Here is a 23,381-nt window from a genome sequence, read left to right as displayed (position 1 = left end):
TGTGCTGTTTCTTAGTCTGATGGGGAAATAAAAAGTTATTTTAGTCTATCAATGCCTGATAAATCAAAGTCCTTAATTTTCCATGATCATCAATATCCCCCGAGGGAATCAATTGTGTGAAATATACGACCACCAATTCTTCTTTTGGATCTACCCAATAGGAGGAATGGTAGGCGCCGCCCCATCCATATTCACCAACGGATCCTGGGGTGCCCCTAGCTCCTAAATCTTCCACAATGGAAAAACCCAAGCCAAACCCAGTGCCTCCCACCCAGGGAAACGTGGCTTTGCCCAAGTGATTTACCGTCATAAGTTCAACGGTTTTTGGGGAAAGGATGCGTTTTCCGTTCAATGTTCCTTTGTTGAGCATCATTTGCAGGAATTTGGCGTAGTCCATTGAGGTGCTCAATAGTCCCGCTCCACCTGAAAAACTTTTACGAGGGCCTTCCACGTAAGCGCCTTGCCCAACCATGCCCCCGGGATTGGGCGCACGTTCCAAACCATCTTCTGATGGGGAATACACCACGGCCAAACGTTCTTTTTTGGCTTCGGGAAGGTAAAAATGAGTATCATTCATCTCTAGAGGATTAAGAATGTTTTCTTGTAAAAAAACATCCAAAGTTTTTCCTGAGACCACCTCTATCAAAGCACCAAGAATATCGGTATTGTAGCCGTAAACAAATCGTTCTCCGGGCTGTGACTCAAATGGCAATCCGGCCATTCGGGTTACTGTGGCCTGTATGGGTTCTTCCCGATCGGCAAAATACCACCCTTGTATTTTTGCTTTTTTCCATAGATCGGCTGCGGTTCCTTCTCCATATGAAACTCCCGAGGTGTGTGTTAGTAAATCGCGGATGGTAATCGGTCTATTTGCTGGCACAATATCATAGGTGCCATCATCTTTGCTAACGGCAACTGTGGTCTCCATAAAAGCGGGTATATATTTTCCAACTGGGTCGGTAATCAATAATTTGCCCTGTTCTTGAAGCATCATAATTCCTACACTGACAATGGCCTTGGTCTGTGACGCTATTCTAAAGATGGAGCCCTTGGTCATGGGAAGATCGTTCTCAATATCATTTTTTCCGAAAGGCTCAAAATAGGCAATCTTACCTTTTCGGGCAACAAGGATGGTTGCGCCGGGCAATTCATTGTCATTTACATAATCCTGAAAGGTTGAGGTTAGGTATTGCAAACGCTCTGAAGAAAGCCCTACATCTTCGGGAGAGACTTTATCCAACTGCTGGGCGGTTACTGTAAATTGTAAAAAGAAGTAGAAAAGGAGAATGGGAAATCTAAAGAGGAATGTTGTTTTCATGATGGGTTGAGCAATGTGTTTCTTTGTTATTTCTGAAGTTCTAAAAGTTCCAATGCCTTTTTTAACTCTTCTTGTAGCTCATCGTAACCTATAATACGGCCAATGCCAACATACTCTAAAAAGTGGGTCCGTAGATTTTGGTATAGGGTTTCCTTGATTTGACTTTGCAATTGGACTACCTCCTTGGTTTGCTCCATACTTTCCAATTGCTTGTAAAGTTTTAAAATATCTGAGTTCATGGTATTGGTTTTTCTTTATTCCTTATTACTCTGTTGGAATGGATATTAATCAAATCTATATAAGAACAATATAAATCAAGCAGAATATAGCAAATCCTTTGAGAAAATACTTGATGAACTTAAAAAATAGTGTCAATTCAATTTTCTACCCCTTTAAAAATTATTTAAAATAAAGATAAAGTTCTGTTTTACTCGAATAATCCATGGATTTCCCCATCAATACGATTGATGACTTCGCCCAAATCTTCTGGGTTATCCACAAAATCCAAATTGTCCACATCAAAAATGAGCAGTTTTCCTTTTTGGTAAGTGTTTACCCATGCTTCGTAGCGTTCGTTCAAGCGGCTGAGGTAATCAATGGAAATGGAGTTTTCGTAATCACGACCACGTTTATGAATCTGGTTTACCAAATTGGGGATGGTGCTTCGCAAGTAAATCAAAAGGTCTGGGGGTTGCACCAAGCTCTCCATTAACTCAAAAAGACCTTTGTAGTTTTCAAAATCACGATTGGTCATCAAGCCCATGGCGTGCAGGTTGGGTGCGAAAATGTGGGCATCCTCATAAATCGTCCGATCTTGGATCACACTCTTTCCACTTTCCCTGATCTTTAAAATTTGACGGTATCTACTGTTCAAAAAGTAAATCTGGAGGTTAAAGCTCCAACGTTCCATCTGGGTGTAAAAATCATCCAGATAGGGATTGTCCACTACATCCTCAAAATGGGCTTCCCATTTATAATGTTTTGCAAGTAAGTTTGTTAAAGTCGTTTTTCCAGCGCCAATATTTCCTGCTACAGCAATATGCATGGGGTGTAAGTGTTTTTAAGTTGGTGTTTATGGATCAGGGAGTTTTTAATCATCGCAATATACAAAGTATATCCACTTGAAGAAAAAAAACTGGTTCAAATGGATGATCTTGCATTAGCGGCAAACAAAGTTTTAAAATATGTTCCAAATACGTACTTTTGCGCTTCAAAACGAGGAAAGATTTGACTGATTGCAACCTCGGCACCTTTAATTGGGTATACGAAAAATGCTAAAGCAGTTCGTGTCGGCTTCTGTTGGCATCTCTTCACCAAGGGTTTGGAACTTCTTCGCACTTTTTTGTCAAATCTTCAATTTTAAAAAAGAGAAATGGCGTATTTGTTTACATCAGAATCCGTTAGTGAGGGACATCCAGATAAGATTGCGGATCAGATAAGTGATGCACTGCTGGATAATTTTTTGGCCTTTGACCCCGAGAGCAAAGTGGCATGCGAAACTTTGGTAACCACAGGTCAGGTGGTTTTGGCCGGCGAGGTTAAAAGCCATACCTATGTGGATTTACAGAGTATTGCACGTGAGGTTATCAATAAAATTGGTTACACCAAAGGCGAGTACAAATTTAGCGGGGACTCTTGCGGGGTAATTTCATTGATCCACGAGCAATCGCAGGACATCAACCAAGGGGTTGATCGTGGCACTAAAGAAGAACAGGGTGCCGGTGACCAAGGAATGATGTTCGGTTATGCTACTACGGAGACGGAAAATTACATGCCCTTGGCATTGGATATCTCGCACAAAATTTTGGAGGTGCTCGCCAATTTAAGAAGAGAGGGAACACGCATTCCATACCTACGTCCTGATGCCAAGGCCCAGGTAACTATTGAGTATTCGGATGACAACGTTCCGCAACGGATTGATACCATTGTGGTGTCGACTCAACATGATGAATTTGACTCCGACGAAGCGATGTTGGCCAAAATCAAGAATGATATTATCAACATCTTGATTCCTGAAGTGAAAAAGTTATTGCCTGAGAGCATCCAAAAATTGTTCACGGACAATATTAAATACCACATCAACCCAACTGGAAAGTTTGTGATCGGTGGGCCGCACGGTGATGCCGGTCTTACTGGAAGAAAGATTGTGGTGGATACCTACGGTGGCAAGGGAGCCCACGGAGGAGGAGCTTTTAGCGGTAAAGATCCAAGTAAAGTGGACCGAAGTGCGGCCTACGCTGCCCGGCACATGGCCAAAAACTTGGTAGCTGCAGGTGTTGCAGGAGAAATTTTGGTACAGGTGAGCTATGCCATTGGAGTTGTGGAGCCTACATCTATTTTTGTGGACACCTATAACTCTTCCCATGTGGATATGACGGATGGTGAAATTGCCCAAAAAGCATCCGAACTCTTCGATATGCGACCTTTCGCCATTGAAGAACGCTTAAAACTTCGGAATCCTATTTATCTGGAAACGGCTGCTTATGGTCATTTGGGCAAAGAACCAAAAACCGTGACCAAAGTTTTTGAATCTCCTTACAATGGAAGAATCGAAAAGGAAGTGGAACTGTTCACTTGGGAAAAATTGGATATGGTGGACAGGGTGAAAGAAACCTTTGGTTTATAGTCCTGATCCATCACTTAACATAAAAGTAGGAGGCTATCTAAAAGGTGGGTTTTCGTCAACCTGAACTTGATTCAGGTTCTCATAGTAATTTGTTTGTCAGTATGATGAGATTCTGAAATAAACCTGCCTGGCCGGTAGGCAGGTTCAGAATGACGCTTTCAATACTTTTTAGATAGCTTTTTTTATTGGTATACTCCAGCGAACTTTGGTAGTTTTAGCATATCAAAAAAATAAAAATGAGAAGTTCAGTTAGCATCCTGTTTCTAAGTATTTTAATGTTGTTTGTAACCGTGAGTTGCAAAAAAACGGTAAAGACCGAAGTCCAAGAGGTTGATACTTATGTAGCTGAGAATTACACCAAAAAAGAAGTGGACATTGAAATGCGGGACGGGGTAAAACTGCACACGACCATTTATGCTCCGAAGGACACTTCCAAAGCGTACCCCATCATTATGCAGCGTACTCCGTATAGCTCTAGACCTTATGGAGAGGGTAATTTTAAGACCAAAATCGGTCCTAACGAGCACTTGATGAAAGAAGGGAACATCATCGTTTACCAAGATGTTAGGGGAAGATGGCTCAGCGAGGGGCATTACGAAAATATGAGAGCTTATATTCCCAATAAAACCTCCGATGGCCAAGTGGACGAAAGTTCGGATACCTACGATACTATTGAATGGTTGGTGAACCATGTGGAAAACAACAATGGCAACGTGGGTGTTTGGGGAATATCGTATCCCGGATTTTATGCTACTTATGCCACCGTGGATGCGCATCCAGCGTTAAAAGCCGCTTCGCCACAGGCCAGTATAGGGGATTTCTTTTTTGATGACTTTCACCATAATGGTGCTTATTTATTGAGTTATTTCAGGGCAACTTCTTTGTTTGGAACACCGCGTCCCAATGGTGACCAGCCCATTGATACAGCTTGGTATACCTTGCCAGAACTTCCAACAGAAGACCAGTACCAATTCTTTTTGGATGCCGGACCACTCAAAAATTTGGATTACTTTTTTGAATACGAAACCGCCGATACCCCGACCATACGTCCCGAAGGTGTTACCGATGATTTCTTTTGGAACGAATTGAAGGAACACCCGAATTATGATACCATGTGGCAAAGTAGGGGACTTATCCAACATTTGAAAAATGTGAAGAGCAGTGTGGCCACGATGGTAGTGGGAGGTTGGTTTGATGCCGAAGACCTTTATGGTCCATTGGAAACCTACAAAAACATTGAAAAGTACAACGAGAACAATTACAATACGATGGTTTTTGGACCTTGGGATCACGGAGCTTGGGCTAGGGACAAACAGCGCAATACGGTGGGCAACTACTATTTCGGTGATTCCATTTCCTTGTTTTTTCAAAAAGAAATTGAGACGAAGTTCTTCAACCATTTCCTAAAAGGAGAAGGGGATAAGAATTCGGGATTGCCAGAGGCCTATGTGTTTGATACGGGCAAAAAAGAATGGAAAAAGTACGATACATGGCCACCAGAAAATGCGGTAAAACAGACTATGTATCTTTCCGATGACCAAGAACTCACTTCCGAGCAAATGGGAACCACGGGAATTCAGTTTATCAGCAATGTGAAGAAACCTGTTCCCTATTCCGAAGATGTGAAGACCGTTTTCACTCCAAGAAAATACATGACGGACGACCAGCGTTTCGCCGCTCGCCGTTCCGATGTTTTGGTGTTCGAAACCGATGTGATGGAGGAAGACCTCACTTTGGCAGGAGATATCTTGGCTAAACTAAAAGTGGCCACCACGGGCACGGCAGCCGATTGGATTGTTAAAGTAATCGATGTGCACCCAGCGGATGCCGAGACCAATGAGGAAATGCAAGACCACCTTAAAATGAGCAATTACCATTTAATGGTAAGGAGCGAGGTGCTCCGCGGTCGGTTCAGGAACAGCTTTTCCGACCCGGAACCTTTTACGCCAAATAAAAAAACCGATGTAAACATCAAGCTTCAGGATGTGTTCCACACCATTAAAAAGGGGCACAAATTGCAGATTCAGGTACAGAGCACGTGGTTCCCGCTTATTGACCTAAACCCGCAGACTTATGTGGAGAATATTTTTAAAGCGGACGAGTCCGATTTCAAAACACAGACCCACACTGTTTTTACCGATTCCAATATAGAGTTTACGGTGTTGAAATAAATAGTAGAAGTTCGTAGGCAGGCTCATTTGATGAAATTTTTCCAAAAGATTAGGAAAATCAAATTTTCCATCAGTATATTTGTCGTTCGAAGTTCAAACAAGTATTGATTAGTTATCAAGAAAGGTGGAGGGAGTAGACCCTTTGAAGCCTTAGCAACCCTTGGCCCCCAGTGCCGAGAAGGTGCTACATTCTATCCCAGTTGGGTATAGATAACGACAATCGACCATTTTCGATTTCATTTTCTTATAACTTTTTGATTTTCTTACGCCCATCGGCTAAGGGTTTGACTTTTTAATTTTTCGTTTTAACAATTAAAAAAAGCAAAGTCATGAGCGATCAAAAATTTTCTACCAATGCCCTGCACGCAGGACACGATGTAACAGCAAACGGAGGAACAAGAGCGGTGCCCATTTATCAGAGTTCAGCCTATGTGTTCAACGATTCCGATCATGCGGCCAACCTTTTTTCTTTGGCAGAGTTTGGAAATATTTACACAAGGATTAATAACCCGACAAACGATATTCTGGAGCAGCGGCTTGCCGCTTTGGAAGGCGGAATTGCCTCAGTGGTCACAGCCTCGGGAACTGGAGCGATAAACACCGCATTGCTGGTCTTGCTCAAAGCCGGGGACCATATCGTAGCTTCCAACAGCTTGTATGGTGGTACCTATAACCTATTTAGTGTTACCCTGCCCCGTTTGGGCATCACCACAACATTTGTAGACCCATCGGATCCATCCAATTTTGGTAAAGCCGTAAAAGAGAATACCAGGGCTTTTTTTGTGGAATCCTTGGGCAATCCAAAGTTGGATGTACTGGATTTAAAAGCAATTTCCAAAGAAGCTAAAGCGGCACAAGTGCCATTTATTGTGGATAATACCGTTGCTTCACCGGCACTATTGAACCCAATTGAACACGGGGCCAATATCGTCATTCATTCCCTTACCAAATACATTAATGGCAACGGGACGGCTCTGGGCGGCGTTATAATCGACGCAGGTAATTTTGATTGGGCCAATGGTAAGTTCCCGGAATTCACTGAACCTTCTCCAGGATATCACGGATTGGTCTATCACGATGCACTTGGACCAGCAGCATATATTGCCAAGGTGCGGGTGGAAGGATTACGGGATCACGGGGCATGCTTGAGCCCTTTTAATGCCTTTCAGATTATTCAAGGATTGGAAACCTTGGAAATTCGCATGAAAAAACACAGTGAGAATGCTCTGGCATTGGCACAATGGCTGGAAACCAGGGAGGAAGTTGAGTGGGTAAACTATCCAGGGTTGGATTCCAATACCTATAAAGCTTTGGCGGATGAGTACTTGCCCAATGGACAAAGTGGTATTGTTACCTTTGGTGTTAGGGGAGGATATCAGGCCGCCAAGAAAATTGCGGACCAGACCAAACTATTTTCGTTGTTGGCCAATATTGGTGATACAAAATCCTTGATTATCCACCCAGCAAGTACAACGCACCAACAGTTGGGCGCAGAAGATCAAGAGTCCGCAGGGGTAACCCAAGATTTGATTCGATTGTCCGTAGGCTTGGAAGATTTGTCCGATCTAAAGGCAGATTTAAAAAATGCCTTTGCAAGCATTTAATCGGAGTTAATAATGTGATGGAATAGCTATGTTAAAGTATCTGAAAATAGAAAATTTTAAAACGCTGAGTGGCATCGAGCAGGATATTGAGTTATCCTACCAGATATTTGGGAAACCCTTGCATTCGGCACCCATAATCTTGGTAAACCACGCGCTCACCGGTAATTCCAACGTAGCAGGTAAAGATGGATGGTGGTCCGATTTGATAGGGGATGGAAAATGTATCGATACAGAGAAGTACACCATTTTGGCATTCAATATCCCAGGAAATGGTTTCGATGGTTTTATTATCGAAAATTATAAAGATTTTGTGGCCGGGGACATTGCCAGAATGTTTCTCTGGGGATTGGAGCAATTAAAGGTCGGTAAATTGTTCGCCATTATCGGTGGTTCATTGGGAGGTGGAATTGCTTGGGAAATGGCGGCCATTGACCCAAAAATTACGGAACACTTAATTCCCGTGGCATCCGATTGGAAATCTACGGATTGGTTGATTGCCAATTGTCAGATTCAAGAACAGTTCTTGGTCAATTCCAAACAGCCCGTGCACGATGCCCGTATGCATGCGATGTTGTGCTACCGCACTCCAGAATCTTTCAAAGAGCGGTTCAAAAGAAGTACCAACGAGGAGCTTCAGGTATTCAACGTTGAAAGCTGGTTGATGCACCACGGCAAAAAATTACAGGAGCGTTTCCAATTGTCCGCCTATAAGTTGATGAACCAATTGTTGAAGTCCATCGACATTACCCGTAATGGGGAAGAGGCTTTCAGGGCATTGCAGGAAAGTGATACCAAAATCCATATCATCGGGGTCAATTCCGATTTGTTCTTTACGGCTGAGGAGAACAAGGAAACTTTTAAAAGATTGGCCCAGGCCAACACCAATGTTACCTATGGTGAAGTGCAATCGGTACATGGTCACGATGCCTTTTTGATGGAGTTTGAGCAATTGGAAAAATTGTTGGAAACCGTTTTTCGGAAAAATACGGAACGCATCAAAATTTTAAAGTTTGGTGGAAAATCCTTGGCCAACGGTGAAGGCATTCAGCGCGTATTGAAAATTATCACTCAAAGATTTGAAGAGAAGGAACACTTTGCCGTCGTGGTTTCCGCTCGTGGAAAGGCCACGGACCAATTGGAAAACTTGCTCGAAAAGGCAGCCAAGGGAGTCGATTTTCAGACAGATCTAAAAAAGTTTGCCGACTATCAGAACAATAATTTTGATGGTCTCGATATTGATCGAGAGCTGGCTGTCATCGAAAAAATATTGAATGGGGTTTCCCTTACAGGTGATTACAGTTTAAAGACAAAAGATGAGATTTTATCTTTTGGAGAATTGTTGTCGGCCAAATATGTAACGGCCTCACTTAATGTATCTGGATTAAAGGCAAGGCTTTTGGATTCCAGAAAATTGATCACTACGGATGATAATTACAGCAATGCCGAGGTGGATCATGGTGCGTCCAAAGAAAACGTGCTTCGATATTTCCATGAATTGGAAAAGGATACCATTCCAATAGTCACTGGATTTATCGGTTCCAATCGTGATGGTTCCACTACCACCTTGGGAAGGAACGGTAGCAACTATTCCGCCGCTCTCTTGGCCAACTTTTTAGATGCTGGAGAGTTAATCAATTACACCCATGTTGATGGTATTTTTACTGCCAATCCAGATTTGGTGCAAGATGCTAAGTTGATTGATGTAATATCCTATGGTGAAGCCAATGAGCTTGCCAATTTTGGGGCAAACATTCTCCATGCAAAAACCATAATCCCATTAATTGAGAAGAATATTCCGTTGCGCATCTGCAATACCTTCAATGATGATAACGAAGGAACCTTGATCGGACCAAAAACCGACAATGGTGGAATTAAATCCCTTTCGGTGCTCGATAACATGGCCCTTATCAATTTAGAAGGTAGGGGACTGCTCGGAAAAGTAGGTGTGGACATGCGTATTTTTAGAGCTTTGGGCCAAAATGGCATTAGTGTCGGAATTGTTTCCCAAGGGTCTTCGGAAAGGGGCATTGGTCTTGTCGTGGACGAATCCAAAGCCGATAAGGCAAAAAAAGTGCTGGACCAAGAATTTGAAACCGATTATTCTTCCAAGGATATCAACCAGATTTCCGTTGTCAAAGACGTTTCGGTCATTTCCATTGTGGGGATGGATTTGAGTAGCTTTCACAAACCGTTCAATGCATTGGCCAAAAATCAGATCATTCCATTGTTGTTCAACAATACCGTTACGGGGAAGAACGTGAGCATGGTCGTGAAGAAATCCGATTTAAACAAGGCCATCAATGTGATTCACGGGCAAATCTTCGGAATTGCCAAGAAAATAAATCTGGCATTGTTTGGACATGGCAATGTAGGAGGCACGCTGATCAGTCAGATTTTGGATTCAAAAAATAGCATTGAGGGAAGAAAAAGCATTGAGTTAAAAGTGTTTGCCGTAGCAAATTCCAAAAAAGTGCTTCTGGATGCTTCAGGAGTTGGTGCCGATTGGAAAGAACGTTTGGAAAAAGAGGGACAGCCCTATCAGATTGAAGATATAATCGCCTTTGCCAAACAGTATCATTTAGAAAACCTGATTGCTGTAGACAACACGGCAAGCAAAACCTTTGTAGAGCAGTACGAACCATTGATAACACACGGCTTCGATTTGGTTTCATCAAACAAAATAGCAAACACGCTGAGTTTTGAAAAATATAAATCGATTAGGAAGTGTTTGGATAAAAATCAAAAACAATATCTCTACGAGACCAACGTAGGGGCAGGTCTTCCGCTTATCGATACTATCAAGTTATTGCATTTGTCAGGTGAAAACATAACCCGAATCAAAGGGGTGTTCTCTGGGTCGTTGAGTTATATTTTCAATACTTTTTCGGAGAAAGATGTTTCCTTTTCGGAAATTGTAAGGGAAGCTATGGAAAATGGGTTTACCGAACCCGACCCAAGGGAAGATTTGTCTGGAAATGATGTGGGGAGGAAGCTGTTGATTTTGGCTAGGGAGTTAGATCTTCAAAATGAGTTTTCCGATATTGATGTACAAAACCTGATACCCGAAGAGCTCCGAACCTTGGATTTTGAAAAATTTATGGAGCGTATCGGGGAGATGGATAAGATTTACAAGAAAATTAAAGAGAGCCAAGAAGAAGGACATGTGTTGCGCTATGTGGGTGATTTACATGGCGATTTGCAACAAGATAAGGGTGTTTTGGAAGTAAAATTGATTTCAACGCCTAAAGAAAGTGCATTGGGGCAAGTAAAAGGCTCCGATTCCATCATTGAGATTTATACGGAGTCCTACGGGGAGCATCCCTTGGTGATTCAAGGAGCTGGTGCAGGGGCGGCCGTAACGGCAAGAGGCGTATTTGGAGATATTTTAAGAATAGCAGAAAAGATATGAGCAAGAAAGGCAAACAATTCGAGACACAGGCAATAAGAACGCAAATGGAGCGCAGTCAAAATTTGGAACATTCCAGTCCCATTTACATGACATCGAGCTTTGTTTTTGAAGATGCGGAAGATATGCGCGCATCCTTTGCGGAGGAAAAGGATCGGAATATTTATTCCAGATATTCCAATCCCAATTCAAACGAATTAATTGAAAAAGTGTGCAAGATGGAAGGTGCCGAGAGTGGTTTCGCCTATGCCTCTGGCATGGCAGCCGTTTTTTCTACCTTGGCGGCCTTGCTGGATGCCGGCGATCATGTAATATCATCCAAGAGTATTTTTGGTTCCACACATACCCTGTTCACTCAGTTTTTTCCAAAGTGGAATGTTGGCACCAGTTATTTTGATGCCAATGATTTATCGGAGATTGAGGGATTGATCAAACCCAATACCAAGATTCTTTATGCGGAAACCCCGACCAACCCGGGTGTGGATGTGCTGGATTTGGAAGTTTTGGCGAAGATTGCCAAAAAGCACGATCTTATTTTTATTATCGATAACTGCTTTGCGACACCTTATCTGCAGCAACCCATAAAATTCGGTGCTGACTTGGTAATCCATTCGGGAACTAAGTTAATGGACGGTCAAGGAAGGGTGTTGGCCGGAATCACGGTAGGTAGCGGTGAGTTGATGGATAAGGTATATCGTTTTTCCCGTATCACTGGTCCAGCATTGTCACCGTTCAACGCGTGGGTATTGTCCCGAAGTTTGGAAACCTTAGCTGTTCGGGTAGATAGGCATTGTGAAAACGCCTTGAAACTGGCCACTTATTTGGAAGGTCATAATAAAATCGAGTGGGTAAAATATCCTTTCTTAAAATCACATCCCAAGCACGAAATTGCCAAAAAACAAATGAAAGCAGGAGGCTGTGTGGTTGCTTTTGAGGTCAAAGGAGGTCTGGAAGCAGGCAGGGAATTTTTTGATAGCATCCAACTATTATCCTTATCTGCCAATTTGGGTGATGCCCGAAGCATTGTCACTCATCCCGCATCCACTACCCACAGTAAACTCACAACAGAAGAACGTGAGGCTGTGGGAATCTCCGATGGAATGGTTCGGGTGTCCGTGGGCCTAGAGCATATTGATGATATTATTGCCGATATTGAGCAGGCTTTAGGGTAATCTTTCTGAAAATTGGTTTTAGAGGTAGATTGTTAATTTTCCCTATATTCGTGCGATGCTCTCCAAGAAAACAAAATACGGACTCAAAGCACTTACCTACCTTGCTAAAGTAGAGGGTAGAGAGCCCATTCAAATTGCAGAGATTGCTAAACACGAAAATATTTCCCAAAAGTTTTTGGAAAGTATTTTGCTCACGCTCCGCAGAAATGGACTTTTGGGCTCTAAAAAAGGTAAGGGAGGAGGGTATTATTTGATTAAGGAACCAAAGGATATCCACATGACCACCGTAATGCGGGTTTTGGAAGGACCGATTGCCATGGTACCTTGTGTAAGCCTCAATTTCTACGAAAAATGTGATGACTGTCCGGATGAGGAGGAATGCTCGGTCCACAAACTAATGCTTCAGGTAAGGGACAGTGCACTCGATGTTTACCGGAACAATACGCTGGCCGATTTGCTCTAAATCAATGCTTCACGGTTATTTTTAGCTTAAAAATTCTCAAAATTCCCTGTTAATTATAGATAATCTACTAAAACTATAGGGTAAAAGTAAATTTATGATTCATTTTGCTTTTTCTTCAGAAAAATAATTTTACTTTTGAAATCCCTACCAATTGAGTAGGGTAATAAAAGTTTAAAAATGATTACTGATCAGTTGATAATAAAAAGCGACAAGGAGCAAAGTACTTATACAAAGGACAGCACTTCGGAAAGCCCCAAAAGAAGTATCGTAAAATCCATAAGTTGGAGAATTGTGGGCACTCTGGATACTATATTGATATCTTGGGTTGTAACAGGGACTTTAAGTATGGCTTTTTCAATTGGATTGGTGGAACTGGTCACCAAAATGGTGCTTTATTTTTTTCACGAGAGAATATGGAACTCCATCAAATGGGGTAAATAAAATTAATGGCAATGGCATTGACGCAAGAAGAAATACAGAATTTGAACCGCCAGTTTAAGGGCATTCCACCAGAGGAAATCATATCATGGGCAATAGGTCATGGTAAAAAATCCGTGGTCACCACTAATTTTAGACCATACGAGGTGGCTATCCTTCATGCAGTTACCGAAGTGGATAAAAGCATTCCGGTAATTTGGTGCGATACGGGCTACAATACACCTCAAACCTATAAACATGCCGAAGAGTTGATTTCCAGATTGGAACTCAACATAAAATTATATGTGCCAAAACAAACAAGTTCCCACCGCGATGCAGTTATGGGAATTCCACAAATAGATGATCCATTGCACAAGGAATTTACAGAGCAAGTGAAGTTGGAACCTTTCCGTAGGGCAATGGCCGAGCACAAACCAGATGTTTGGTTCACAAATCTACGCAAAGGCCAAACCGCCCACAGAGATTCCTTGGATGTTTTGAGTTTGAGCAAAGACGGCGTACTTAAAGTGAGCCCGTTTTACCATTGGAGCGACACCCAGTTGGACGCTTATTTAAAAGCACAAGGGTTGCCGAACGAACACAAATATTTTGATCCGACCAAAGTATTGGCGAACCGCGAATGTGGTTTGCATACCTAATAAAATAGTAATTGCCCCTTGAGCGTAAGCACGAGGTAAAAACAAAATTGAACTTTGAGTACACTTACAGAAGAAATAAAAAAGCCAGAGACCTTGAACGGAGTTGAAAGACCAAACGCAAATGCTCTGGAACATGAAGCAATTTATATTATTCGCGAAGTGGCGGCACAGTTTGAAAAACCTGTACTGTTATTTTCCGGAGGAAAAGATTCCATTACATTGGTACGTTTGGCCCAAAAAGCATTTTGGCCCGCCAAAATACCATTTCCCTTAATGCATATTGATACGGGACATAACTTTCCCGAAACCATTGAGTTTAGGGACAGATTGGTCGAAGAACTAGGTGTGGAACTGATTGTGCGGAACGTTCAGGACTCCATTGATGAGGGAAAAGTGGTTGAAGAGACCGGTAAATATGCCAGCAGGAATATGTTGCAGACCACAACCCTGTTGGATGCCATCGAAGAATTTAAATTCGACGCCTGTATTGGAGGAGCCCGAAGAGATGAGGAAAAGGCAAGAGCCAAAGAGCGTATTTTTTCAGTGCGTGACGATTTTGGACAATGGGACGAAAAAAACCAACGACCAGAATTATTTGATATGCTGAACGGTGAAATTGAAATTGGTCAAAATGTGCGGGTTTTCCCCATCAGTAACTGGACAGAATTGGATGTTTGGAGCTATATCCAAAAAGAAAACATAGAAATACCATCCATTTACTTTGCACACAAAAGGAGTACCTTCCTGCGGGATGGCTTGATTTGGTCTGCTGAGGATGATGTGGTTTTTAGGGCAGACGATGAGCAAGTGGAAGAACGAATGGTGCGTTTTAGAACCGTGGGAGATATGAGCTGTACCGCAGCGGTTGAATCCCATGCCGATACCATAGATAAGGTAGTGGCCGAAATCAGGGATTCAAGAATTTCGGAAAGAGGCGCGCGGATTGATGACAAACGTTCCGAAGCCGCAATGGAAAAACGGAAACAACAAGGTTACTTTTAATTGGAAGAAGAAATGGAAGTTTTAAAAATAGCAACAGCAGGAAGTGTAGATGACGGTAAAAGTACCTTGATCGGAAGATTGCTGTACGATACAAAATCAATGACCGACGATAAATTGGAGGCCATTGAAAGGACCAGCAAACAAAAAGGATACGATTATCTCGACTTTTCATTGGCAACCGATGGATTGGTGGCCGAAAGAGAGCAGGGCATCACTATTGATGTGGCCCATATCTACTTTTCAACCCCATCCAAAAGTTATATTATTGCCGATACTCCTGGCCATGTAGAATATACTCGAAACATGGTTACCGGAGCCTCTACATCGCAGGCATCCATTATTTTGATCGATGCTCGAAAAGGAGTAATCGAGCAGACCCACCGCCACTTTTTCATCAACAACCTGTTGAGGGTGAAAGATGTTATCGTGGCCATCAATAAAATGGACTTGGTGGATTTTTCGGAAGAAACCTATAACAAAATCAAGGCCGATTTTTCAGAATTGATGGGGAAAAGAGATTATCAAGATCAAAACATAACCTTTATACCCGTTAGTGCCTTAAAAGGGGACAACGTAGTGAACCGTTCCGAGCATACACCTTGGTATCAAGGGCAAACCTTATTGGAACACTTGGAAGAACTTGATCAAAAAGACATCTACAACACAGGAACACCCCGTTTCCCGGTGCAATATGTAATACGTCCAAAAACGGAAGAATTTCATGATTTTCGTGGGTTCGCAGGGAAAGTGTATGGTGGGGAACTCAATGTTGGCGATGAAGTAGTAGTGCTTCCATCTATGACCCGTTCCAAAATAAAGGCAATTTATTTTTACGATAAGCAGTATCAAACCGCTCCAAGAAGGTCTTCAGTGACCATTACTTTGGAAGATGAGGTGAATGTAAGTCGTGGAGATATGTTGGTAAAAGCCGGTGATTTGCCCACTGTGGACAAACAATTGACCGCTACCGTATCTTGGATGGACAGTGACAACTTTACCCCGGGAGGAAAGTATGTGCTTCAGCATGGGGTAAATAAAGTACTCGCCAAGGTCGATGCCATTGAGCATAAAATCCATCCGGATTATTCAGGAATTGAAGAGAATGTAACTTCACTTCAAATGAACGACATCGCAAAAGTGCGCTTAAAATTGAACAAGCCTATTTTTTATGATAGGTTCAAAGACCATCGTACAAACGGTTCATTTATCATTATCGATAGTCGAACAAACAACACCGCAGGCGTAGGATTTATTGAATAATTTCTTCCATTAAGTGGAGGATAAGGGAGTTTATTTGAAATAACTCTATAAAATAGATAGGAAAAATAGATTATGCAAAGCTTTAGAACAGAAATAGAAAACCCAGTTGTACAAAAGGACATCATTGAATTGGAGAAAAAAATTCGAGAGTTCAAAGGAGGAAATACAGATGAGGAAAAGTTCCGAAGTCTTCGTTTGGCCCGTGGAATATATGGTCAGCGCCAACCGGGGGTACAAATGGTTCGGATAAAACTGCCTTATGGCAAGGTCACTTCCAACCAATTGCTTCAAATTTCTGATGTTTCCGATGAATATTCGCGAGGAAGATTGCATATCACCACCCGTCAAGATATTCAGATTCACTACGTGGATTTGGAACGGACCCCTGAGCTTTGGGCCCAATTGGAAAGGGATGAAGTAACCATTCGCGAAGCCTGTGGGAATACTGTTCGTAACGTTACGGCAAGTGAAACGGCAGGTATCGATGTAAACGAGCCCTTTGATGTTTCGCCTTATGCCCATGCCGTGTTCGAGTATTTCCTAAGAAACCCAATAGGGCAGGAAATGGGAAGAAAATTCAAAGTTTCCTTTTCCGCCAGCGATGAAGATACCGGCTTGTCCTACATGCACGATCTTGGCTTTATTGCCAAAGAAAAAGATGGCGAAAGAGGCTTTAAAGTAATGTTGGCCGGTGGATTGGGTTCCCAACCACGCCACGCCGACGAATTGTACAGCTTTTTGCCCACCGATAAAATCATTCCATTGATGGAAAGCGTAATCCGTGTATTTGATAGATACGGAGAACGTAAGAGTAGGGCAAAAGCCCGTATGAAATTCTTGTTGAAGGACATTGGTCTGGATGGTTTCAAAAAACTGCTCAATGAAGAGCAATTGGCTGTGCCACATCATACCTATCCCATTAACTTTGAGGATTACCCCAAAGTAAAAATTGCTGAGGTTGAAACCCCTGAAGTTGCCATTGAGGATCAAGGAACTTTTGAAGAGTGGAAATCCACCAATTTGGTACCTCAAAAACAAGAAGGCTATGTGGCCATTGGGATAAAAGTGCTTTTGGGCGATTTTTATACCGATAAAGCCCGTGAGCTGGCAAAACTGGTTCAAGACTATGCTGCTGGGGAGGTTCGTTTGTCCCTGAGACAAAACATATTGATTCCCTACGTAAAAGAGGAATTGGTTCCTTTCTTTTACCAAGAATTGAAAAAACTCGGCTTTGCCGAAGCAGGATATAACAAAGCGCTGGACATCACGGCCTGCCCGGGAACGGATACCTGTAATTTGGGTATTGCCAGTAGCACGGGAATTGCCGATGAGCTGGAGCGTGTAATCAAGGCAGAATACCCACAATACATCAAAAACCCGGATGTCGTTATCAAGATCAGTGGTTGTATGAATGCTTGTGGACAGCACAATATGGCGCACATCGGCTTCCAGGGAATGTCCGTGCGTACCAAGGATAAATTGGTGGCGCCCGCCCTTCAGGTTTTGTTGGGAGGGGGGAATTATGGCAATGGCAATGCAAGATTTGCCGATAAAGTGGCCAAAATACCAAGTAAACGAGGGCCTCAGGCATTGCGTCTAATTTTGGATGATTTTGAGGCCAACGGCAACGGAGCATCCTTTACCGATTATTACGAGGAAAAAGGACAACATTATTTCTATGATTTCCTTAAGCCATTGACCGATGTTGACAATCTGACCCAAGACGATTTTATCGACTGGGGGAACGAGAAAAAATATAAAAAAGAGATAGGAATCGGGGAGTGCGCGGGTGTTATCGTTGACCTAGTGGCCACCTTGTTCTTTGAAAGTCAAGAAAAGATTGAAAATGCAGAAGAAGCCATCAAAGAAGAAAAGTGGGCGGCAAGTATCTATTATTCCTATCAATCTATTGTAAACTCTGCCAAGGCATTGTTGACAGCAGAAAAAGTAAAGACCAATACCCATGCAGGAATCATCAAGGATTTTGATAAACTGTATGTGGGAACAGGAAAAATCACCTTTGAGGGTGGGTTTGGAGAAGTAGCCTTACAATTAAATCAAAACAAACCATCCGAAACCTTTGCGAAAAGCTATTTGGAGGATGCCAAAAATGTTTTGAACAGATTGGAAGCATTCAGAAAATTAGAGTTGGAACATGCGTAGCGGAAAGTTGACAGTCGTGGGTGCAGGCCCGGGCGATGTGGAGTTGATCACCCTAAAAGGGGTCAGGGCCCTGCAAAGTGCAGATGTGGTTTTGTACGATGCCTTGGTCGATTCCAGATTGTTGGAGCACGCCCCACATGCGGAGAAAATATTTGTGGGCAAGCGCAAAGGTTGCTACGCCTATCAACAAGAACAGATCAACGATTTGATTATTGAACGGGCAACCCAAGAACTGCACGTAGTACGACTGAAAGGAGGGGACCCCTTTGTATTTGGAAGAGGGGCCGAAGAGATGGAACATGCATCAAAATTTGGGGTAGAAGTGGCCGTAGTGCCGGGAATTTCATCCTCGGTATCCGTACCGGCATCACAAAACATTCCCGTAACCAAAAGGGGTGCTGCCGAAAGTTTTTGGGTGATAACCGGAACTACAAAGGAGCATAAATTGTCCAGCGATGTATGCTTGGCGGCAAAATCCAATGCCACGGTCATTATTCTTATGGGAATGTCCAAACTAGGGGAAATCATGCAACTCTTCAAAGAAGAGGGGAAAAAGGAAACCCCGGTGGCCATTATTCAAAATGGTACCACGGAAAACGAAAAAATAGGTATTGGCACTGTTGCTTCAATTGAGCACAAGGCAAAGGAGCAGCAGTTGTCCAATCCAGCCATTATAATTATCGGTGAGGTGGTCAATCATCGTCAAAGCATATTGGATATTCAAAAGGAATTTCAAGAAGAGGGAAAAAAATTGCTAGAGAAAATATAAAAATTGTCAGGTCAAAGTATGTCACCCTGAGCGCAGTCGAAGGGGGTTTCAAGACCATTTAATCTTAGAATTATGATCAAAACAGATATCATTATCATCGGAGCCGGTCCAACTGGTTTGTTCACCGTTTTTGAGGCGGGATTGCTTAAGCTAAAATGTCATTTAATCGATGCATTGGCACAACCAGGAGGGCAATGTTCGGAAATCTATCCGAAGAAACCCATTTACGACATTCCGGCCTACCCAGAAATTTTAGCGGGTACTTTGGTGGACAACCTTATGGAACAAATAAAACCATTTGAACCAGGTTTTACTTTGGGAGAACGCGCGGAAACCTTGGATAAGCAAGAAGATGGTTCCTATATCGTTACCACAAACAAGGGAACGCAGCATCATGCCCCGGTTGTTGTAATTGCTGGTGGATTAGGGTCTTTTGAACCCAGAAAACCTATGATTCCAAATATCGGGCTTTTTGAAAGCAAGGGAGTGGAATACATGATCAAAGATCCGGAGCAGTTCCGTGATAAAAAAGTGGTGATATCCGGTGGAGGTGACTCTGCATTGGATTGGGCCATCTTTTTGGCCGATGTGGCTTCCGAGGTTTCCTTGGTACACCGTAGAAACGAATTCCGAGGTGCATTGGATTCTGTTGAAAAAGCAAGGGAATTGGCCAAATTGGGTAAAATTCAATTGTACACCAAGGCCGAGGTAAAGGAAATCCATGGTAAGGATGACCTGCATGCCGTAGTGATCAAGTACAACGATGAAGAAAAGGAATCGACCTACGTGGAAACCGATTTCTTTATCCCATTGTTCGGATTGTCCCCAAAATTGGGACCATTGGGCAACTGGGGCTTGGAAATTGAGAAAAATGCCATTAAAGTGAACAACGCCAAAGATTATCAGACCAATCTTCCGGGAGTGTTTGCCATTGGCGATGTCAACACCTATCCAGGGAAGCTGAAGCTGATTCTATCCGGATTCCACGAAGCGGCCGTGATGTGTCAATTTGCCTATCAAATCATCAATCCAGATAAGCGATTTGTAATGAAATATACCACCGTTGGCGGTGTACAAGGATTTGACGGTTCCAAAAAAGAGGCCAAAAAAGAAGTAGTACAGAGCATCAATTAATTATTTGTTTTAGAAGAGAGAACGCCTCCCAAAAGCAATTTTGGGGGGTGTTTTTGTTTTTAAAGTATATTTGAATTTTACAAGGAAATGGACAATCTTTTTACATTACGTGATTTTTATGGTAAACTAAGTTTGCCCATTCCCGAGAACATTGGGAAGGATATCGGCCATTTCAATGTTTTTAATATCGCCGAGTACCGTACAAGGTTGAGCAAAGGTGAAATGCGATACGATAGGCGTTCCTATTTTAAGATTAGCCTTATCAACGGAAAAAACCGTGCGGAGTATGCCGACAAGGTGATCCATATTGAGAACAAGGCCCTTTTGTTTGCCTCACCCCGGATTCCCTATAATTATGTGCCCCAAGATGAAGACCAATCAGGGTATTTCTGCGTTTTTACAGAAAACTTTTTATCTAAAGATAAAAGCGGAATCATTTTGGAAAAACTGCCCCTGTTTCAACCCGGGGGTTATCCCATACTCAATATTTCGGAGGAAAATTATGAAGAACTGGAACACCTCTTTAAAAAAATAGATAGGGAGCTTTCTTCCGACTACCCATTCAAATTTGATTTGATACGGGCCTATGTGATTGAATTGCTGCACATGGGACAAAAACTACATCCGGTCCAGCCCGTGGAAAACGGAAAAAATGCCGCCATCCGTATCACCGATATGTTTGTGGAGCTATTGGAGCGGCAATTTCCTATAAACACTCCAGCGCAAAGATTGTTGTTGAAAACCGCCAACGACTTTGCCGAGCGCTTGGCCGTACATGCCAATCACCTCAATAAAGTACTCAAAGAGACTACGGGCAGCACAACAACTGCAATAATCCATGCAAGAATATTCGAGGAAGCCAAAATACTGCTCAACAACACAGATTGGAACATTTCAGAAATCGCGTTCAGTTTGGGTTTTGAGGAAGTGGCCCATTTTTCCAATTTCTTTAAAAAACATGCGCAGCTATCCCCTTTAAAATTTAGGTCCGCCGTCAAAGTTTGATTTTTACAAAAAACAGATTGATGCTCGCAACCCCACTGGGGCATGCACGGCTAATTTTGTTTTAAAATCAAAAATCAAATAAAATGAGCAAAGAAAAAATTGCACTGGTAACCGGTGGTAGCCGTGGACTGGGCGAGGATATGGCCATCAATTTGGCAAAGAAAGGGTTAAATGTTTTGTTGACCTACCACAGTAACAAGGATGAGGCGGACAAAACGGTGAACGAAGTTGAAAAAATCGGTCAAAAAGCCTACGCGCTTCAACTGGATGTTGCCGATAACCAAAGTTTTGATGCCTTTGCGGATAAGGTCAAAAAAGTGATTGATTCCCATTTCGGGGCATCAAAGATTGATTTCTTGATCAACAATGCCGGGATAGGAATCAATGCCCCGATCAGTGAAACCACAGAAGAGCAGTTCGATGCTCTCGTGAACATTCATTTTAAAGGAGCTTTTTTCTTAACACAAAAAATGTTGCCCATCCTTACTGATGGTGGAGGCATCGTGAATGTTTCCAGCGGATTGGCACGGTTCTCCTTTCCGGGCTACTCCGTTTATGGATCAATGAAAGCGGCCATCGAGGCATTGACCCGATATCAAGCCAAAGAATTGGGAGTGCGTCAAATAAGGTCAAATGTGGTTGCTCCTGGGGCCGTTGAAACAGATTTTGGTGGCGGAACCAATAAAAATGATGAAGCTAAAAGAGCTGCTATATCCAATTTTACTGCCTTGGGCCGTGTTGGAATCCCTAGTGATATAGGCGGTGTGGTGGCTTTTTTGTGTACCGATGATGCGAAATGGATCAATGCACAACGCATTGAGGTCTCGGGCGGAATGATGGTCTAAAAAACATCACATAAATTTGATGAAAACGGGTTGAGCGATCAATCCGTTTTTTATTGTTGGTTTTCTAAAAATTCATGGGCATTTTTTGCTTTTCACTGGGGAGTACCGTTTCTTTGTAGTTCAGTTCATTTATAAGTTGAAAGTGTTATCAAGAAAGGTGGAGGGATTGGACCCGTTGAAGCCTTAGCAACCCTCGACTTCGAGAAGGTGCTACATTCTACCCTTGTCCTGAACGATTCTCGGGAAAGTACGGAGCAACATCCTGCCATTGGGGAAGGATAACGAAAAAATACATGATCAAAGTATTTACCGCACTTTTCTTGATACCATTACTGCCTTTTTTAAAGGAAGAACGTTTTATGGAAAAAATTGAAGATATATTGAAGAAACGGATTTTGGTGTTGGATGGGGCCATGGGCACCATGTTGCAGCGCTATAAATTCGGAGAGGAAGATTTTAGGGGAGAACGGTTCAGGGATTGGCCCAGTGATTTGCAGGGAAACAACGATTTGTTGTCCTTGACTCAACCAGAGGCCGTCAAAGATATCCATCGAATGTTTTTGGAAGCAGGTGCGGACATTATTGAAACCAATACATTTTCGGGTACAACCATAGCCATGGCCGATTATGGAATGGAAGAATTGGTGTATGAACTGAATTATGAATCAGCAAAGATTGCAAAGCAAGTAGCAGAGGAATTCACAAAAAAGAATCCAGATAAACCCCGATTTGTGGCAGGAAGTATAGGTCCGACCAACAAAACGGCCAGTATGTCCCCAGATGTGAACGATCCGGGCTATCGTGCCGTCTCTTTTGATGAACTCCGAATAGCGTATAAACAACAAGTAGAGGCCCTGTTGGATGGAGGTTCAGATGTTTTACTGGTAGAGACTATATTTGATACCCTAAATGCAAAGGCAGCCCTTTTTGCCATTGAAGAGGTAAAGGAGGAACGCAATATAGAAGTGCCCGTGATGGTAAGCGGTACCATTACCGATGCATCGGGAAGAACTTTATCTGGGCAAACGGCAGAAGCATTTCTAATTTCAGTTTCCCATATTCCCATTTTATCCATTGGATTCAATTGTGCCTTGGGGGCCAAACAATTGGTGCCCCATTTGGAGGTGATTTCGGCAAAATCGGAATTTGCTACCTCTGCGCATCCTAATGCAGGATTGCCCAATGCCTTTGGCGAATACGATGAAACACCCGAACAAATGGCGGCACAAATCAAAGAATATGTGGACAAAGGCTTGGTGAACATCGTGGGCGGGTGTTGCGGAACCACTCCAGAGCATATAAAGGCCATTGCCGATGTGGTAAAGGATTATGAACCGAGAAAACTTTTGACTCCAGCATAGTTTAAC

The 23,381-nt window shown here is 42.7% G+C and carries 19 protein-coding genes and 2 riboswitches; of the genes, 16 read left to right on the top strand and 3 right to left on the bottom strand.

From position 1 onward, the window contains the following. Nucleotides 1-40: 40 nt before the first annotated feature. The 3 genes from GO009_RS05710 to GO009_RS05700 all read right to left on the bottom strand — a co-directional run bounded on the left by GO009_RS05710 (nt 41) and on the right by GO009_RS05700 (nt 2,363). On the bottom strand, nt 41-1,318 hold the full coding sequence (locus tag GO009_RS05710) for a serine hydrolase (protein ID WP_163625255.1): 1,278 nt from the start codon (nt 1,316-1,318) through the stop codon (nt 41-43). A gap of 26 nt (nt 1,319-1,344) precedes the next feature. Beyond that, a complete protein-coding gene (locus GO009_RS05705; protein ID WP_163625254.1) occupies nt 1,345-1,557 on the bottom strand; it encodes a hypothetical protein in 213 nt (70 codons plus the stop codon). A gap of 188 nt (nt 1,558-1,745) precedes the next feature. Further along, nucleotides 1,746-2,363, bottom strand: coding sequence for a deoxynucleoside kinase (locus GO009_RS05700; RefSeq protein ID WP_163625253.1), 618 nt, complete (start codon nt 2,361-2,363; stop codon nt 1,746-1,748). Between the two features lie 327 nt (nt 2,364-2,690). On the opposite strand from GO009_RS05700, the gene metK reads away from it, so the two are divergent. The 16 genes from metK (at nt 2,691) to GO009_RS05620 (ending at nt 23,375) form a co-directional block, all read left to right on the top strand. Beyond that, nucleotides 2,691-3,944, top strand: a complete 1,254-nt coding sequence (metK, locus tag GO009_RS05695; RefSeq protein ID WP_163625252.1) for a methionine adenosyltransferase — start codon at nt 2,691-2,693, stop codon at nt 3,942-3,944. Between the two features lie 236 nt (nt 3,945-4,180). Then, complete coding sequence (locus GO009_RS05690; RefSeq protein ID WP_203532366.1) at nt 4,181-6,115, top strand: CocE/NonD family hydrolase; 1,935 nt, start codon at nt 4,181-4,183, stop codon at nt 6,113-6,115. Nucleotides 6,116-6,224: 109 nt separating this feature from the next. Then, nucleotides 6,225-6,332: riboswitch (SAM riboswitch) on the top strand. A gap of 112 nt (nt 6,333-6,444) precedes the next feature. After that, nucleotides 6,445-7,719, top strand: coding sequence for an O-acetylhomoserine aminocarboxypropyltransferase/cysteine synthase family protein (locus GO009_RS05685; protein WP_163625251.1), 1,275 nt, complete (start codon nt 6,445-6,447; stop codon nt 7,717-7,719). 28 nt (nt 7,720-7,747) lie between these two features. Continuing rightward, on the top strand, nt 7,748-11,128 hold the full coding sequence (thrA, locus tag GO009_RS05680; RefSeq protein ID WP_163625250.1) for a bifunctional aspartate kinase/homoserine dehydrogenase I: 3,381 nt from the start codon (nt 7,748-7,750) through the stop codon (nt 11,126-11,128). Continuing rightward, the gene (locus GO009_RS05675) at nt 11,125-12,297 is read left to right on the top strand and encodes a PLP-dependent aspartate aminotransferase family protein (RefSeq protein ID WP_163625249.1); all 1,173 of its coding nucleotides are present in this window, start codon (nt 11,125-11,127) and stop codon (nt 12,295-12,297) included. Before thrA ends, GO009_RS05675 begins: the two co-directional genes overlap by 4 nt. A gap of 55 nt (nt 12,298-12,352) precedes the next feature. Next, nucleotides 12,353-12,760, top strand: a complete 408-nt coding sequence (locus GO009_RS05670; RefSeq protein ID WP_163625248.1) for an Rrf2 family transcriptional regulator — start codon at nt 12,353-12,355, stop codon at nt 12,758-12,760. A 177-nt stretch (nt 12,761-12,937) separates the two neighbouring features. Then, complete coding sequence (locus GO009_RS05665) at nt 12,938-13,201, top strand: DUF2061 domain-containing protein (RefSeq protein WP_163625247.1); 264 nt, start codon at nt 12,938-12,940, stop codon at nt 13,199-13,201. An 11-nt stretch (nt 13,202-13,212) separates the two neighbouring features. Further along, complete coding sequence (locus GO009_RS05660; RefSeq protein ID WP_163625246.1) at nt 13,213-13,836, top strand: phosphoadenosine phosphosulfate reductase family protein; 624 nt, start codon at nt 13,213-13,215, stop codon at nt 13,834-13,836. A gap of 93 nt (nt 13,837-13,929) precedes the next feature. Then, nucleotides 13,930-14,838 carry a sulfate adenylyltransferase subunit CysD gene (gene cysD, locus GO009_RS05655; protein WP_163625453.1) on the top strand — a complete coding sequence of 303 codons (909 nt, stop codon included), beginning with the start codon at nt 13,930-13,932 and terminating at the stop codon, nt 14,836-14,838. A 12-nt stretch (nt 14,839-14,850) separates the two neighbouring features. Next, nucleotides 14,851-16,098: a sulfate adenylyltransferase subunit 1 gene (locus GO009_RS05650; RefSeq protein ID WP_163625245.1), complete on the top strand. Its 1,248-nt coding sequence runs from the start codon at nt 14,851-14,853 to the stop codon at nt 16,096-16,098. A 72-nt stretch (nt 16,099-16,170) separates the two neighbouring features. Continuing rightward, nucleotides 16,171-18,261, top strand: a complete 2,091-nt coding sequence (locus tag GO009_RS05645; RefSeq protein ID WP_163625244.1) for a HEPN domain-containing protein — start codon at nt 16,171-16,173, stop codon at nt 18,259-18,261. Beyond that, nucleotides 18,254-19,030: a uroporphyrinogen-III C-methyltransferase gene (gene cobA / locus GO009_RS05640; RefSeq protein ID WP_163625243.1), complete on the top strand. Its 777-nt coding sequence runs from the start codon at nt 18,254-18,256 to the stop codon at nt 19,028-19,030. The genes GO009_RS05645 and cobA overlap by 8 nt, the downstream gene beginning before the upstream one ends. Before the next feature lie 72 nt (nt 19,031-19,102). Next, nucleotides 19,103-20,164, top strand: a complete 1,062-nt coding sequence (locus GO009_RS05635) for an NAD(P)/FAD-dependent oxidoreductase (protein ID WP_163625242.1) — start codon at nt 19,103-19,105, stop codon at nt 20,162-20,164. 87 nt (nt 20,165-20,251) lie between these two features. Continuing rightward, the gene (locus GO009_RS05630; RefSeq protein WP_163625241.1) at nt 20,252-21,169 is read left to right on the top strand and encodes an AraC family transcriptional regulator; all 918 of its coding nucleotides are present in this window, start codon (nt 20,252-20,254) and stop codon (nt 21,167-21,169) included. 83 nt (nt 21,170-21,252) lie between these two features. Further along, nucleotides 21,253-22,014, top strand: coding sequence for an SDR family NAD(P)-dependent oxidoreductase (locus GO009_RS05625; protein ID WP_163625240.1), 762 nt, complete (start codon nt 21,253-21,255; stop codon nt 22,012-22,014). 142 nt (nt 22,015-22,156) lie between these two features. After that, nucleotides 22,157-22,265, top strand: a riboswitch (SAM riboswitch). A 108-nt stretch (nt 22,266-22,373) separates the two neighbouring features. Continuing rightward, entirely contained in the window at nt 22,374-23,375 is a 1,002-nt protein-coding gene (locus GO009_RS05620) for a homocysteine S-methyltransferase family protein (RefSeq protein ID WP_163625452.1), read from the top strand. Nucleotides 23,376-23,381: the final 6 nt, after the last annotated feature.

Source organism: Allomuricauda sp. TY007 (assembly GCF_010468565.1).
Taxonomy (GTDB): Bacteria; Bacteroidota; Bacteroidia; order Flavobacteriales; family Flavobacteriaceae; genus Flagellimonas.
This window is presented reverse-complemented; position numbering and strand designations above follow the sequence as displayed.